The following is a 13,360-nucleotide window of genomic DNA, read 5'->3' on the forward strand; positions in this document are numbered from 1 at the left end:
AATAGGAGACAGCAGTGATTCAGCAGGAATCCCGCCTGAAGGTCGCCGACAACACGGGTGCCAAGGAGATCTTGACCATCCGCGTGCTCGGTGGCTCGGGTCGTCGCTACGCCGGTCTCGGTGACGTCATCGTCGCCACGGTGAAGGACGCCATCCCCGGCGGCAACGTGAAGAAGGGTGACGTCGTCAAGGCGGTCATCGTTCGCACCAAGAAGGAGACCCGTCGTCAGGACGGCTCCTACATCAAGTTCGACGAGAACGCGGCAGTGATCCTCAAGGCCGACGGCGACCCGCGCGGTACGCGCATCTTCGGTCCGGTCGGTCGCGAGCTCCGTGACAAGAAGTTCATGAAGATCATCTCGCTCGCGCCGGAGGTGCTGTAAGCCATGGCGAACATCAAGAAGGGTGACCTCGTCCAGGTCATCACGGGCGCCAAGCAGGAGCGTGGCGGCGACCGTGGCAAGCAGGGCAAGGTCATCGAGGTCCTCAAGGACAAGAACCGCGTCGTCGTCGAGGGCGTGAACTTCGTCACGAAGCACGTCCGAGTCGGCCAGACGCAGCGCGGGTCGAAGACCGGTGGCATCGAGCAGCACGAGGCTCCGATCCACGTGTCGAACGTCGCCATCGTCGACCCGAAGACCAAGAAGCCGACCCGCGTCGGTTTCCGTACCGAAGAGGTGGAGAAGGACGGCGTGAAGAAGACCGTCCGCGTCCGCTACGCCAAGAAGTCGGGTGAGAAGCTCTGATGACCGACACGACTGCCGCGCCGGAGACCAAGGTCGAGCCGCGCCTCAAGCAGAAGTACAAGAACGAGATCAAGACCGCTCTCACCGAGCAGTTCGGGTACGCGAACGTCAACCAGGTCCCCGGCCTGGTCAAGGTCGTCGTGAACACCGGTGTCGGTGAGGCCGCTCGTGACTCCAAGGTGATCGACGGGGCCGTCAAGGACCTCACCGCGATCACCGGTCAGAAGCCGGTCGTGACGAAGGCCCGCAAGTCCATCGCGCAGTTCAAGCTGCGTGAGGGCCAGGCCATCGGTGCGCACGTCACCCTCCGTGGCGACCGCGCGTGGGAGTTCATCGACCGCCTCGTCACCCTCGCCCTGCCCCGCATCCGCGACTTCCGCGGTCTCAGCGACAAGCAGTTCGACGGCAACGGCAACTACACGTTCGGTCTCACGGAGCAGTCGATGTTCCACGAGATCGACCAGGACCGCATCGACCGCGTGCGTGGCTTCGACATCACCGTCGTGACCACCGCGAAGACGGACGACGAGGGCCGCGCGCTGCTCCGCCAGCTCGGCTTCCCGTTCCGTTCGGCCGACCAGACGGTCTAAGATAGTCCGGGCGCTGCGGGCCGGAGGATTCACGTCCTCCGGCCCGCACGCACGAACACCGGCCGACGGCGACAGCCGCCGGCCCCCAGGTCTCCGGGATCCGCTCGGAGACCACCCGATCGCTCAGGTCGGCATTCGTGGAACGGGTGTCGAAACCAGGCGAAGAATGGACGACCATCATGACGATGACCGATCCGGTCGCAGACATGCTGACCAGATTGCGGAACGCGAACTCGGCGCACCACGACGCCGTCTCGCTCCCCAGCTCCAAGCTGAAGAAGAACATCGCCGAGATCCTCAAGCGCGAGGGTTACATCAGCGAGTGGAAGATCGAGGACGCCCGCGTCGGGCAGACCCTCACGATCGACCTGAAGTACGGCCCCGAGCGCGAGCGTTCGATCGCCGGGATCAAGCGCGTCTCGAAGCCCGGTCTCCGGGTCTACGCGAAGTCGACGGAGCTCCCCCAGGTCCTCGGTGGCCTCGGCGTGGCGATCCTCTCGACCTCGTCGGGACTGCTCACCGACCGTGAAGCCGAGCAGAAGGGCGTGGGTGGGGAAGTCCTCGCCTACGTGTGGTGATCGACAATGTCTCGAATCGGACGTCTTCCCATTGACATCCCCGCGGGTGTGACCGTCGCCATCGACGGCCAGACCGTCGCGGTCAAGGGCCCGAAGGGCGAGCTCGCGCTCACCGTCGCGGAGCCCATCCAGGCCAAGGTCGAGGAGAACCAGGTCCTCGTCACCCGTCCGGACGACGAGCGCAGCTCGCGTGCGCTGCACGGCCTGACCCGCACCCTCATCGCGAACAACATCGTCGGCGTGACCCAGGGCTACTCCAAGGGCCTCGAGGTCGTCGGTACCGGTTACCGCGTCGCGGCGAAGGGCAGCAACGTCGAGTTCGCGCTCGGCTACTCCCACCCCATCACGGTCGAGCCGCCGGCGGGCATCAGCTTCGCCGTCGAGGGCAACAACAAGCTCACCGTGTCGGGCATCGACAAGCAGGCCGTCGGCGAGGTGGCTGCCAACATCCGCAAGCTGCGCAAGCCCGAGCCCTACAAGGGCAAGGGTGTCCGCTACGCGGGCGAGATCGTGCGCCGCAAGGCCGGAAAGTCAGGTAAGTGATCATGGCTCTCGGTATCCGAGGAAAGAGCAAGTCGGCCGCCAAGGCGCGCCGTCACAACCGTCTCCGCAAGAAGATCACCGGCACCGAGGCGCGTCCGCGTCTCGCCGTCACCCGTTCGTCGCGTCACGTGTTCGTCCAGGTCATCGACGACGCGAAGGGCCACACCCTGGCCAGCGCGTCGACGATGGAGGCCGACCTCCGTTCGTTCGACGGCGACAAGACGGCCAAGGCCCGTCGCATCGGCGAGCTCGTCGCCGAGCGCGCGAAGGCCGCTGGCGTCGAGGCCGTGGTCTTCGACCGCGGTGGGAGCAAGTACGCCGGTCGCGTCGCCGCGATCGCCGATGGTGCCCGTGAAGGAGGGCTGAACCTGTGAGCGACATCGCGAACAACAACGAAGCGGCCGAGACCGAGACCGCTGCTGCGACGGAGACCGTCGCCAAGGCCGCGGCCGGCAAGGAAGCGGAAGCCCCTGCCGTCGCCGAGCGTCCGGTCGAGACCGCCGCTGGTTCCGCGTCGAACAACCGCGACAACGCCGACCAGCGCGGCCGTCGTGGCGGTGGACGTGACCGTCAGCAGGGTCGTGACCGCAACAACCGCGGTGGCGACAGCCAGTTCCTCGAGCGCGTGGTGACCATCAACCGCGTCTCGAAGGTCGTCAAGGGTGGTCGTCGCTTCAGCTTCACGGCGCTCGTCGTCGTCGGTGACGGCAACGGCCTCGTCGGTGTCGGCTACGGCAAGGCGAAGGAAGTCCCGACCGCGATCTCGAAGGGCGTCGAGGAGGCGAAGAAGAACTTCTTCCGCGTCCCGCGCGTCGGCAACACCATCCCGCACCCGGTGCAGGGTGAGGCCGCTGCGGGCGTCGTCCTGCTGCGTCCGGCCGCTGCCGGTACCGGTGTCATCGCCGGTGGTCCGGTCCGCGCCGTGCTCGAGTGCGCCGGCATCCACGACGTCCTGAGCAAGTCGCTCGGTTCGTCGAACACCATCAACATCGTGCACGCGACCGTCGAGGCGCTGCAGCAGCTCGAGGAGCCCCGCGCCGTCGCGAGCCGTCGTGGCCTCGACGTCGACCGGGTCGTCCCGGCCCGTCTGCTCCACGCCGAGGCTGCGGCGCTGCGTGCCGCGACCGAGAAGGCAGGTGCGTGATGGCGATGCTGAAGATCACGCAGACGAAGTCCGTTATCAGCGAGAAGCAGTACCAGCGCGACACCCTGCGCAGCCTGGGCCTCAAGCGCATCGGCCGTACGGTCCTGCGTGAGGACAACGCCCAGAACCGCGGGTACATCGCGACGGTGGCGCACCTCGTGAAGGTCGAGGAGGTCGACGCATGAGCGACGAGAAGAACGAGCGGGTCCAGGTGCTGAAGCTGCACCACCTCCGCCCGGCTGCCGGTTCCAAGAAGGACCGCACCCGTGTCGGCCGTGGTGAGGGCTCGAAGGGCAAGACCGCCGGCCGTGGTACCAAGGGCCAGAAGGCTCGCTACCAGGTCAAGGTCGGCTTCGAGGGTGGGCAGATGCCGCTGCACATGCGCACTCCGAAGCTCCGCGGGTTCAAGAACCCGTTCCGCGTCGAGTACCAGGTCGTGAACCTGGACAAGATCGCGGAGCTCTACCCGAACGGTGGCGACGTCACCGTTGCGGACCTGGTCGCCAAGGGCGCCGTCCGCAAGAACGAGAAGGTCAAGGTTCTCGGTCAGGGTGACATCAGCGTGAAGCTCACGGTCTCGGTCGACAAGGTCTCGGCGTCCGCCGCCGAGAAGATCGCGGCTGCTGGCGGAACCGTCTCCCAGTAACCCCCGTCGGCGGCCCGTGCGTTTGCGCACGGGCCGCCGTTACGGTTTCCTTGACAGTGGCCGGCGTCCGTCGGCCAGGTCGGCGCTGCCGATCGACACCGTGATGACCCCGATCGGGTCGCCGGTCCCAGAAGTTCGGAGTCCTCGTGTTCAGAGCGGTCGCGCGCATCATGCGCACCCCAGATCTTCGGAAGAAGATCGGCTTCACCCTCGCGATCATCGCGCTGTTCCGTCTCGGGTCGTACATCCCCGCGCCGTTCGTCGACTACGCCGCCGTGCAGAGCTGTCTCGCCAGCGCGTCGTCCTCCGGCGGCCTCTACGATCTGATCAACCTCTTCTCCGGCGGCGCGCTGCTCAAGCTCTCGGTCTTCGCGCTCGGGATCATGCCGTACATCACGTCGTCGATCATCGTGCAGCTGCTGCGCGTGGTCATCCCGCACTTCGACGCCCTCTACAAGGAGGGCCAGTCCGGCCAGGCGAAGCTGACGCAGTACACGCGCTACCTCACCATCGCGCTCGGTGTCCTGCAGTCGACCACCCTCATCACGGTCGCGCGCTCCGGTGCCCTGTTCGGCACGAACGCCTCCGCCTCTTGCTCGTCGATCATCTCGAACGACAGCTGGTACGCGATCATGCTCATGGTCGTGACGCTGACCGCCGGCACGGGCCTGATCATGTGGATGGGCGAGCTCGTCACCGAGCGCGGCATCGGCAACGGCATGTCGCTGCTGATCTTCACGTCCATCGCCGCGCAGTTCCCGTCCGCGCTCTGGGCGATCGAGCAGTCGCAGTCCTTCGAGCTCTTCCTGTTCGTCATCCTGGTCGGCCTGGTCATCATGATGGCCGTCGTCTTCGTCGAGCAGTCGCAGCGGCGCATCCCGGTGCAGTACGCCAAGCGCATGGTCGGTCGCCGCACCTACGGCGGCAACAACACCTACATCCCGATCAAGGTGAACATGGCCGGCGTCGTGCCCGTCATCTTCGCCTCGTCGCTGCTGTACCTGCCGGCCCTGGTCGCGCAGTTCAACCAGCCCTCGGACGGCTCCGAGCCGGCCGCGTGGGTGACCTGGATCCAGAACAACCTGACCTCGGGTGACAACTGGTTCTACATGGTCCTGTACTTCCTGCTCATCGTCGGGTTCACGTACTTCTACGTCGCGATCACCTTCAACCCCGAAGAGGTCGCCGACAACATGAAGAAGTACGGCGGCTTCATCCCGGGCATCCGGGCCGGTCGTCCGACGGCCGAGTACCTCGACTACGTCCTGACCCGGGTGACGTTGCCCGGCTCGCTCTACCTCGGTCTCATCGCGCTCATCCCGCTGGCAGCACTGGCGCTGTTCGGCGCGAACCAGAACTTCCCGTTCGGCGGCGCGAGCATCCTCATCATCGTGGGTGTCGGTCTCGAGACCGTGAAGCAGATCGACTCGCAGCTGCAGCAACGTCACTACGAAGGGCTTCTCCGTTGAGCGCACGTCTCATCATCGTCGGACCTCCCGGAGCCGGGAAGGGCACCCAGGCCGGTCGGATCGCCGAGGGCTTCGGCGTCCCCGCGATCTCCACGGGTGACATCTTCCGCAAGAACGTCTCCGAGGGCACCCCGCTGGGCGTGCAGGCGAAGGCGATCATGGACGCGGGTAACTACGTGCCCGACGAGCTGACGAACGAACTCGTCAAGTCGCGGCTGAGCGAGCCGGACGCGGAGCAGGGCTTCCTGCTCGACGGCTACCCGCGCACCGTGGGGCAGGTCGAGTACCTCGACGCGCTGCTCGCCGAGCAGGGCACCGGGATCGACGCCGTCGTGCAGCTCGTCGCCGACCAGGACGCGCTCGTGGCGCGACTCCTGAAGCGTGCCGAGGAGCAGGGCCGCAGCGACGACAACGAGGAGACGATCCGTCGTCGCCAGGAGGTCTACACGGAGCAGACGGCCCCGATCGTGGCGGCCTACGCCGAGCGCGGTCTCGTGGTCGACGTCGACGGGCTCGGCGGGATCGACGAGGTCGGTGACCGCATCCAGGCGGCGCTGACGTCGCGCGGCCTCACCGCGGGCGTCTGACTCCCGTCGTGCGGCGTCGGAAGCCCTCGATCTACAAGTCGCCGGAGGAACTCCGGGCGATGGTCCGCCCCGGGCTGCTCACCGAGGCCGCCCTCGGTGCGGTCCGTGCCGCGATGCGTCCCGGCATCACCACGGGCGAGCTCGACGCGATCGCCGAGCGCACGATCCGTGACGGTGGCGGTGTGCCGAACTTCCAGCTCGTCCCGGGCTACCGGCACACCCTGTGCGTGTCGGTGAACGACGAGATCGTCCACGGGATCCCCGGGGACCGCGTCCTCGCACCGGGCGACATCGTCTCGGTCGACGCCGGCGCCGAGGTCGACGGGTGGAACGGTGACAGCGCCTTCACGACCGTGCTGCCCGGCGGGGACGCCACGTCCACCACGGCTCGGCAGACGCTCTGCGACACGACGGAGCGCGCCCTCTGGCACGGCATCGCCGCGCTCGCGCACGCGCGGAACCTCAACGAGGTCGGCGGCGTCATCGAGGACGCCGTCGACGAGACGGGGACCTGGGGCATCGTGGAGGACTTCACGGGGCACGGGATCGGCCGCTCGATGCACGAGGACCCGCCCGTCTTCAACTACCGTGTCCGCGGTGCCGGCCCGGCCGTCCGACCCGGGCTGGTCGTCGCGATCGAACCGATGGTGACGGCCGGGACGATCGACAGCTCGACGGACGACGACGAGTGGACGATCAGGACGCTCGACGGCTCCGACGCGGCGCACTGGGAGCACTCCGTCGCCGTGCACGCGGAGGGCATCTGGGTGCTCACCGCCTCCGACGGCGGCGCCTCCGGTCTCGTACCGCTCGGCGTCACGCCGGTCCCCGTCCCGTAGGGCCGACCGCCGGCACTCCGCCGCGGCGGGTCCTTCCGCACGCCCGGCCGGGAGGCTCGTCCCGACGCCGCGGGTCGTCTCCCGTCACCGACGCTGGCCGCTACCGGCTCCGGTCCGGGTGACCGCGCCGGTGCCGGTTCCCGACGGGCTCAGTTCCCGACGGAGCAGGTCTGCTCGGAGGCGGACTGCCCGGAGATGTTCGAGGGCAGCGGCGTCGCCGTCGGCGTGCCGGCAGCCGGCGCAGCACCGGATGCAGCACCGGACGGCGCACCGCCCGAGGCGTCTCCGCTGCCGGCCGACGCCTCGCTCGGCGCCGTGTCCGTGCCCGGCGTGCTGCCCGCGGTCGGTGACTCCTCGGACGCCCGGCCGGTGCTGGAGTCGCTGAGCGAGGTCTTGCGGTCCTGCTGCAGCACGACGTTGAGCTCGTGCGCAGCCGCCTCGTCGACGAGCACGTGCGCGGTGTCGGACGGGTCGTCCACGACCGGGTACTGCACGAACAGCATGTCGGACGTGCTCATGCCGCGGAGCGTCGAGGCGAGGCCGACGAGCGTCCGGGTCTGCGCCAGACCGTCCGACAGCGTCATGTTCGACAGTGCCGCACCGGCCAGCTTGTACAGGGTCACCGGGTTCGACAGGGTGCCGTCCGAGGCCACCTTGCGGAGCAGGGCCGACAGGAACACCTGCTGCGAGCTGATGCGGGCGAGGTCGCTGCCGTCGCCGACGCCGTGTCGGCTGCGCAGGAACGCCAGCGCGTCCTGGCCCTCGAGCGTGTGCTGTCCGGCCGCGAGGTGCAGGCCCGTGTACGAGTCGTCGATCGGCTTCGCCACGCAGACGTCGACGCCGCCCAGGGCGTTCGACATCTCGATCACACCGTCGAACGTGATGAGGCCGGCGTACGGGATGGTGAGCCCGGTGAGGTTCTCGACCGTGTCCACGGCGCAGGAGATCCCGCCGCGCCCGAGCGACTCGTTGATGAGCTCCCGGTCGACGGCCGGGTACGAGGTGCCCGTCTCGGGGTTCGTGCACGCCGGGATCGGCACCTTGAGGTCGCGGGGGAAGCTGACCGCCGTGAGCTGCTGGTGGTCCTGCGAGATGTGGACGAGGATCGTGACGTCGTTGCGGGCGCCCTCGACGTCCTCGTCGGAGTCGAACTGCCCGACGCGGGTGTCGCTGCCGAGGAGCAGGATGTTCGCCCCGCCCTGCATCGCGGTGATGTCGGCGGTCTTCGCGGTGTTCTGGTCGTCCTTGCTGAGCTCGACGGTGTGCGGTGCGGCGGCGAGCTGCGCGCCGGCGATGGCCGCGACGCTCGTGCCGCTGACCAGGACGACGGCGACGGCGGCGGCGACGAACCCCAGCAGCGTGCCCCATCCGCGACGGCGCGGCAGCCGGCCGTGGCGGGCGAGGGGGCGGCGGGGTGCTTCGGGCACGTGGTCTCCGATCGGTTCTCCGGCGCAGGTGCCGGACGGTCAGCGATCGCCAGGCTACGGCGGTGGGCCCGGTCCGCAACCGGGAAGCGACCGAGGATCCACTCTGGACCGTTCAGCCCGGGGCCCGACAGCCCCAGACGGAGGGACCCGGCGCGGCCCGGAACCCGCCGGCACTTGGCAATCTGCGCTCGATCCCATACGATTGATCTTTGGTGTGTCATGCCCTTCGGCGTGGCGCCCGACCCGCAGACCGGCTCGGGGATCACACCGGTAATCCAACCAAGCGACAGTGAGGCTATGGCCAAGAAAGACGGCGTCATCGAGATCGAGGGCTCGGTGCTCGAAGCTCTGCCCAACGCGATGTTCCGCGTTGAGCTGACCAACGGACACAAGGTCCTCGCGCACATCTCCGGGAAGATGCGCCAGCACTACATCCGCATCCTCCCCGAGGACCGCGTGATCGTGGAGCTGAGCCCGTACGACCTGACCCGCGGCCGGATCGTCTACCGCTACAAGTGATCCGCGAGCTGGAAAGGAACGGCTCGGCGAACCCGCCGGGCACGAAGCCAGCGAGCAACAGGAAGCAATCATGAAGGTCAACCCCAGCGTCAAGCCCATCTGCGAGCACTGCCGTGTCATCCGCCGCAAGGGCCGCGTCATGGTGATCTGCAAGAGCAACCCGCGCCACAAGCAGCGCCAGGGCTGAGCTCCCAGCAGGACCCACAACTCAACACTGCACACGCAGTACCAGAACCCCGCCCCGACCTCGGTCGTCGGCGGGGGGACACCTCGGGGCGGAGGCCCGGGCACCGGTACTGCGCCACACCTCCACCGAAAACAGGAGCAGCCAGCACATGGCACGTCTAGCAGGCGTCGACATCCCGCGCGAGAAGCGCGTGGAGATCGCACTCACGTACATCTACGGCGTCGGCCGTACCCGCGCGGTCCAGGCACTCGCCGAGACCGGTATCTCCGGTGACATCCGCGTCAAGGACCTGACCGACGACCAGCTCGTCGCCCTCCGTGACTTCATCGAGGGCAACTTCAAGGTGGAGGGTGACCTCCGCCGCGAGGTCGCCGCCGACATCCGCCGCAAGGTCGAGATCGGTAGCTACGAGGGTCTCCGCCACCGTCGTGGTCTCCCGGTGCGTGGTCAGCGCACCAAGACCAACGCGCGTACCCGCAAGGGACCGAAGCGCACCGTGGCAGGCAAGAAGAAGGCCCGATAGGAGATCATCATGGCTACCCCCAAGACTGCCGCGCGCAAGCCGCGTCGCAAGGAGAAGAAGAACGTCGCCGTGGGCCAGGCCCACATCAAGAGCACGTTCAACAACACCATCGTCAGCATCACCGACCCGTCGGGTGCCGTCCTCAGCTGGGCGTCCTCGGGTGCCGTGGGCTTCAAGGGTTCGCGCAAGTCGACGCCGTTCGCGGCGCAGCTCGCCGCCGAGTCCGCTGCGCGTCAGGCGCAGGAGCACGGCGTCAAGAAGGTCGACGTCTTCGTCAAGGGCCCGGGCTCGGGTCGCGAGACCGCGATCCGTTCGCTCCAGGCCGCTGGCCTCGAGGTCGGCTCGATCAACGACGTCACCCCGCAGGCGCACAACGGCTGCCGCCCGCCGAAGCGTCGCCGCGTCTGACGCGAGGAGCAACCGGCCGTTCCCCGCTCGTCCCCTGACCGGGGCGAGCGGGGCCGGCCATTCCTGGTCGTTCGATCGCGCACGTCGGGCCCTCCCGGCCCCGCGCTGCGCGTGATCACAACTCAACAGACCCGTCGGGGCCCGGTCGGCCCCGTCGTACCGCCGAGTGTCATATAGCGGACACTCCGCCGAAAGGAATCCCACAGTGCTCATTGCACAGCGCCCCACCCTGACCGAGGAGTCGATCTCCGAGTACCGCTCGCGCTTCGTCATCGAGCCGCTCGAGCCGGGCTTCGGTTACACCCTCGGCAACTCGCTGCGCCGCACGCTCCTCTCCTCGATCCCCGGCGCGGCTGTCACCAGCATCCGCATCGACGGCGTCCTCCACGAGTTCAGCACCGTCCCCGGTGTCAAGGAAGACGTCACCGAGATCATCCTCAACATCAAGAGCCTCGTCGTCTCCAGCGAGCACGACGAGCCGATCACCGCGTACCTGCGCAAGCAGGGTGCCGGTCAGGTCACCGCGGCGGACATCTCCGCCCCGGCCGGCGTCGAGATCCACAACCCGGACCTCGTCATCGCGACCCTGAACGACACCGCGCGGTTCGAGCTCGAGCTGACGATCGAGCGTGGCCGCGGCTACGTCTCGGCGACGCAGAACCGCTCCGAGTTCAGCGAGGCCGGTCAGATCCCGATCGACTCGATCTACTCGCCGGTCCTCAAGGTCACCTACCGCGTCGAGGCGACGCGTGCCGGTGAGCGCACGGACTTCGACCGCCTGGTCGTCGACGTCGAGTCGAAGCCGGCGATCTCGCCGCGCGACGCCATCGCCTCGGCCGGCCGCACGCTGGTCGAGCTGTTCGGTCTCGCCCGCGAGCTGAACACGGCGGCCGAGGGCATCGAGATCGGCCCCGCGCCGGTCGACGCGGTGCTCTCGAACGAGCTGCAGACCCCGATCGAGGACCTCGACCTGTCGGTCCGCAGCTACAACTGCCTCAAGCGGGAGGGCATCAACACGGTGTCCGAGCTCGTCGCCCTGTCGGAGACGCAGCTCATGAACATCCGCAACTTCGGTCAGAAGTCGGTGGACGAGGTCAAGGACAAGCTCACCGAGCTCGGCCTGTCCCTCAAGGACACCGTCCCCGGATTCGACGGCGCCCACTTCTACAGCGGGTACGACGAGGACGAGTCCAACAACTGACCTCGCGCTCACGCGCACGCGCGCCGATGAGTCGGTGCGCACCACCATCACCACTGGAGAACTGACATGCCGAAGCCCACCAAGGGCCCCCGCCTCGGTGGCGGCCCCGCCCACGAGCGCCTGCTCCTGAGCAACCTCGCCAACGCCCTCTTCACGCACGGTCGCATCACGACCACCGAGACGAAGGCCAAGCGCCTGCGTCCCGTCGCCGAGCGTCTCATCACGTTCGCGAAGCGTGGCGACCTGCACGCGCGTCGTCGTGTGATCGCTCAGCTGCGCGACAAGTCCGTCGTGCACACGCTGTTCACCGAGATCGCCCCGCAGGTCGAGGACCGTCAGGGCGGCTACACCCGCATCACGAAGCTCGGCTTCCGCAAGGGTGACAACGCGCCGCTCGCCTCGATCGAGCTCGTCCTCGAGCCGGTGTCCAGCACGCCGGCCCCGGTCAAGCGCGATTCGGCTCCGGCTGCTGCCGCTCCGGCCGAGGAGACCCCGGCCGAGCAGGCCCCGGTCGAGTCCACGGAGACGACCGAGGAGTCCGCTCCGGTCGAGGCCGAGACCGAGACCCCGGCTGCCGCCGAGGTCGAGGCCGACGCCGAGGCCAAGTCGGACGACGCCAAGTAGGTCCAGCGCCACCACACGGAACCCCCGCGACGCACGTCGCGGGGGTTCCGTCGTCCCTGCGGGGCACCGCCGTCGGACGGGAGGGTCGGGACGGCGCCGCCACGGGCCTCCCGTCCGGAGCGCACCCGCGTGCCCTCCCAGCGTCACCGCCGTACGGTGATCGCGACATGGCGAGAGCGGAACGGATCACCGGCGCAGGGCGCCGACTGTGGCGGTGGAGTCGGGACTCCGGCACCCAACCGCGGTTGCTGCTCGCCGGCAAGGCGGCACTCGCCGCCACGATCGCGTGGACCCTCGCGAAGTACGCGCCGGGCATCGCCGCCGAGTACCCGTACTACGCGCCGCTCGGCGCGATCGTCGCGATGCGCACCACGGTCTTCGCGGGGATCCGCGCCGGTGTCCAGACGCTCGTCGGCATCACCCTCGGCATCCTCATCGCCGGGTTCACCATGCTCGTCGACGCCCCCGGCGTCGTCGCGGTCGCGCTCGTCGTCGGGCTGGGCGTCCTGGTGTCCGGGTTCCGGATCCTCGGCGAGGGGTACTCGTGGGTGCCGATGGCGGCGCTCTTCGTGCTGCTCATCGGCGGCGGCAACGCCGAGGGCTACTCGTTCGCCTACGTCGTGCAGATGGCGATCGGCATCGCGATCGGGCTTGCGGTGAACTTCGCGGTGGTGCCGCCGCTGCACTTCTGGGACGCCGAGCGGCGCATCGACCAGGTGAACGGCGTGCTCGCGCAGCAGCTCGACGACCTGGCGGACGTGCTCGACGAGGGGGAGCCCGACACCGGGGCGTGGGACCGCCAGCAGGAGCGGCTGGACAAGGCGATCGCGGACGTGCGGGACCGTGTGTCGACGGCGCAGGAGGCCCGCCGGATGAACCCGCGGAGCGTGCTGCGCGGACCGAGGGCACGACTGCAGACCGACGGGGCGCGCTTCCGGGCGCTCGAGCGCGTCGCCTGGTACACGACCGACCTCACGGAACTGGTCGCGCGGTCGGGCCCCGTCGCGGAGAACCTCGGCCGGCCGGACCCGGCGTTCGCGGAGCCGTTCGCGGCCGCGCTCCGGAAGGTCGCCTGCGTGGTCCGGGGCGACTGCCCGGAGGACGGTGCCGACGAGTCCATCGCCGACCTCGAACGGGCGCTCGACGCCAGCGACGCGGACCCGTCGCAGGTCACGGTGACCTCGAGCGCGATCGTCGCGCTGCGCGGCGTGCTCGAGTCGGAGAAGCGCGCGACCTCCGACGTCGACACCGAGACCGGTCCGTCGGGCAGGCGCGGCTGACCCCGTGCCGTCGTCGCGGTCCGGTGCGGGTCGTCGGTAGGATCCGAGG

At 68.7% G+C, this 13,360-nt stretch carries 20 protein-coding genes; 19 read left to right on the plus strand and 1 reads right to left on the minus strand.

Annotated features, from left to right (window positions below):
* Window positions 1–14: 14 nt before the first annotated feature.
* From rplN to map, 12 genes are all read left to right on the plus strand, one after another.
* Window positions 15–383, plus strand: a complete 369-nt coding sequence (rplN, locus tag ACIPEQ_RS12345) for a 50S ribosomal protein L14 (RefSeq protein WP_017885523.1) — start codon at window positions 15–17, stop codon at window positions 381–383.
* Between the two features lie 3 nt (window positions 384–386).
* Complete coding sequence (gene rplX / locus ACIPEQ_RS12350) at window positions 387–746, plus strand: 50S ribosomal protein L24 (RefSeq protein ID WP_126890951.1); 360 nt, start codon at window positions 387–389, stop codon at window positions 744–746.
* Complete coding sequence (rplE, locus tag ACIPEQ_RS12355) at window positions 746–1,336, plus strand: 50S ribosomal protein L5 (protein ID WP_126890952.1); 591 nt, start codon at window positions 746–748, stop codon at window positions 1,334–1,336. The genes rplX and rplE overlap by 1 nt, the downstream gene beginning before the upstream one ends.
* 179 nt (window positions 1,337–1,515) lie before the next feature.
* Window positions 1,516–1,914, plus strand: a complete 399-nt coding sequence (gene rpsH, locus ACIPEQ_RS12360; protein ID WP_065960021.1) for a 30S ribosomal protein S8 — start codon at window positions 1,516–1,518, stop codon at window positions 1,912–1,914.
* A 6-nt stretch (window positions 1,915–1,920) separates the two neighbouring features.
* Window positions 1,921–2,457 (plus strand): 50S ribosomal protein L6, encoded by a 537-nt coding sequence (gene rplF, locus ACIPEQ_RS12365; protein ID WP_066657016.1) that lies wholly within the window; start codon window positions 1,921–1,923, stop codon window positions 2,455–2,457.
* A gap of 2 nt (window positions 2,458–2,459) precedes the next feature.
* On the plus strand, window positions 2,460–2,831 hold the full coding sequence (rplR, locus tag ACIPEQ_RS12370) for a 50S ribosomal protein L18 (RefSeq protein ID WP_066657014.1): 372 nt from the start codon (window positions 2,460–2,462) through the stop codon (window positions 2,829–2,831).
* Window positions 2,828–3,601: a 30S ribosomal protein S5 gene (gene rpsE / locus ACIPEQ_RS12375; RefSeq protein WP_081985128.1), complete on the plus strand. Its 774-nt coding sequence runs from the start codon at window positions 2,828–2,830 to the stop codon at window positions 3,599–3,601. The genes rplR and rpsE overlap by 4 nt, the downstream gene beginning before the upstream one ends.
* Window positions 3,601–3,786 carry a 50S ribosomal protein L30 gene (gene rpmD / locus ACIPEQ_RS12380; protein WP_031273241.1) on the plus strand — a complete coding sequence of 62 codons (186 nt, stop codon included), beginning with the start codon at window positions 3,601–3,603 and terminating at the stop codon, window positions 3,784–3,786. The genes rpsE and rpmD overlap by 1 nt, the downstream gene beginning before the upstream one ends.
* Entirely contained in the window at window positions 3,783–4,247 is a 465-nt protein-coding gene (gene rplO / locus ACIPEQ_RS12385; protein ID WP_220456166.1) for a 50S ribosomal protein L15, read from the plus strand. Before rpmD ends, rplO begins: the two co-directional genes overlap by 4 nt.
* Before the next feature lie 146 nt (window positions 4,248–4,393).
* On the plus strand, window positions 4,394–5,716 hold the full coding sequence (gene secY / locus ACIPEQ_RS12390; RefSeq protein WP_111227404.1) for a preprotein translocase subunit SecY: 1,323 nt from the start codon (window positions 4,394–4,396) through the stop codon (window positions 5,714–5,716).
* Window positions 5,713–6,303: an adenylate kinase gene (locus ACIPEQ_RS12395; RefSeq protein WP_126890955.1), complete on the plus strand. Its 591-nt coding sequence runs from the start codon at window positions 5,713–5,715 to the stop codon at window positions 6,301–6,303. Before secY ends, ACIPEQ_RS12395 begins: the two co-directional genes overlap by 4 nt.
* Window positions 6,304–6,311: 8 nt before the next feature.
* On the plus strand, window positions 6,312–7,142 hold the full coding sequence (map, locus tag ACIPEQ_RS12400) for a type I methionyl aminopeptidase (protein WP_402715390.1): 831 nt from the start codon (window positions 6,312–6,314) through the stop codon (window positions 7,140–7,142).
* 149 nt (window positions 7,143–7,291) lie between these two features.
* Here map and ACIPEQ_RS12405 read toward each other — a convergent pair whose 3' ends face one another.
* Window positions 7,292–8,569, minus strand: a complete 1,278-nt coding sequence (locus tag ACIPEQ_RS12405) for an LCP family protein (RefSeq protein ID WP_402715391.1) — start codon at window positions 8,567–8,569, stop codon at window positions 7,292–7,294.
* 297 nt (window positions 8,570–8,866) lie between these two features.
* Between ACIPEQ_RS12405 and infA the strand changes: the two genes are divergently transcribed.
* From infA to ACIPEQ_RS12440, 7 genes are all read left to right on the plus strand, one after another.
* Window positions 8,867–9,088: a translation initiation factor IF-1 gene (gene infA, locus ACIPEQ_RS12410; RefSeq protein ID WP_017885509.1), complete on the plus strand. Its 222-nt coding sequence runs from the start codon at window positions 8,867–8,869 to the stop codon at window positions 9,086–9,088.
* Between the two features lie 70 nt (window positions 9,089–9,158).
* Window positions 9,159–9,275, plus strand: coding sequence for a 50S ribosomal protein L36 (gene rpmJ, locus ACIPEQ_RS12415; protein WP_022903266.1), 117 nt, complete (start codon window positions 9,159–9,161; stop codon window positions 9,273–9,275).
* Window positions 9,276–9,423: 148 nt separating this feature from the next.
* Window positions 9,424–9,798: a 30S ribosomal protein S13 gene (rpsM, locus tag ACIPEQ_RS12420; RefSeq protein ID WP_058728274.1), complete on the plus strand. Its 375-nt coding sequence runs from the start codon at window positions 9,424–9,426 to the stop codon at window positions 9,796–9,798.
* A gap of 9 nt (window positions 9,799–9,807) precedes the next feature.
* Complete coding sequence (rpsK, locus tag ACIPEQ_RS12425; RefSeq protein WP_017885507.1) at window positions 9,808–10,206, plus strand: 30S ribosomal protein S11; 399 nt, start codon at window positions 9,808–9,810, stop codon at window positions 10,204–10,206.
* Between the two features lie 205 nt (window positions 10,207–10,411).
* Window positions 10,412–11,407 (plus strand): DNA-directed RNA polymerase subunit alpha, encoded by a 996-nt coding sequence (locus ACIPEQ_RS12430; protein ID WP_058728275.1) that lies wholly within the window; start codon window positions 10,412–10,414, stop codon window positions 11,405–11,407.
* A 66-nt stretch (window positions 11,408–11,473) separates the two neighbouring features.
* Window positions 11,474–12,031 carry a 50S ribosomal protein L17 gene (gene rplQ, locus ACIPEQ_RS12435; RefSeq protein WP_402715392.1) on the plus strand — a complete coding sequence of 186 codons (558 nt, stop codon included), beginning with the start codon at window positions 11,474–11,476 and terminating at the stop codon, window positions 12,029–12,031.
* A 167-nt stretch (window positions 12,032–12,198) separates the two neighbouring features.
* A complete protein-coding gene (locus ACIPEQ_RS12440) occupies window positions 12,199–13,311 on the plus strand; it encodes an aromatic acid exporter family protein (protein WP_402715393.1) in 1,113 nt (370 codons plus the stop codon).
* The last annotated feature ends 49 nt before the right edge of the window (window positions 13,312–13,360 follow it).

Origin of the sequence: Curtobacterium sp. NPDC087080 (genome assembly GCF_044745105.1) — a bacterium.
In the GTDB taxonomy this organism is placed as follows: domain Bacteria; phylum Actinomycetota; class Actinomycetes; order Actinomycetales; family Microbacteriaceae; genus Curtobacterium.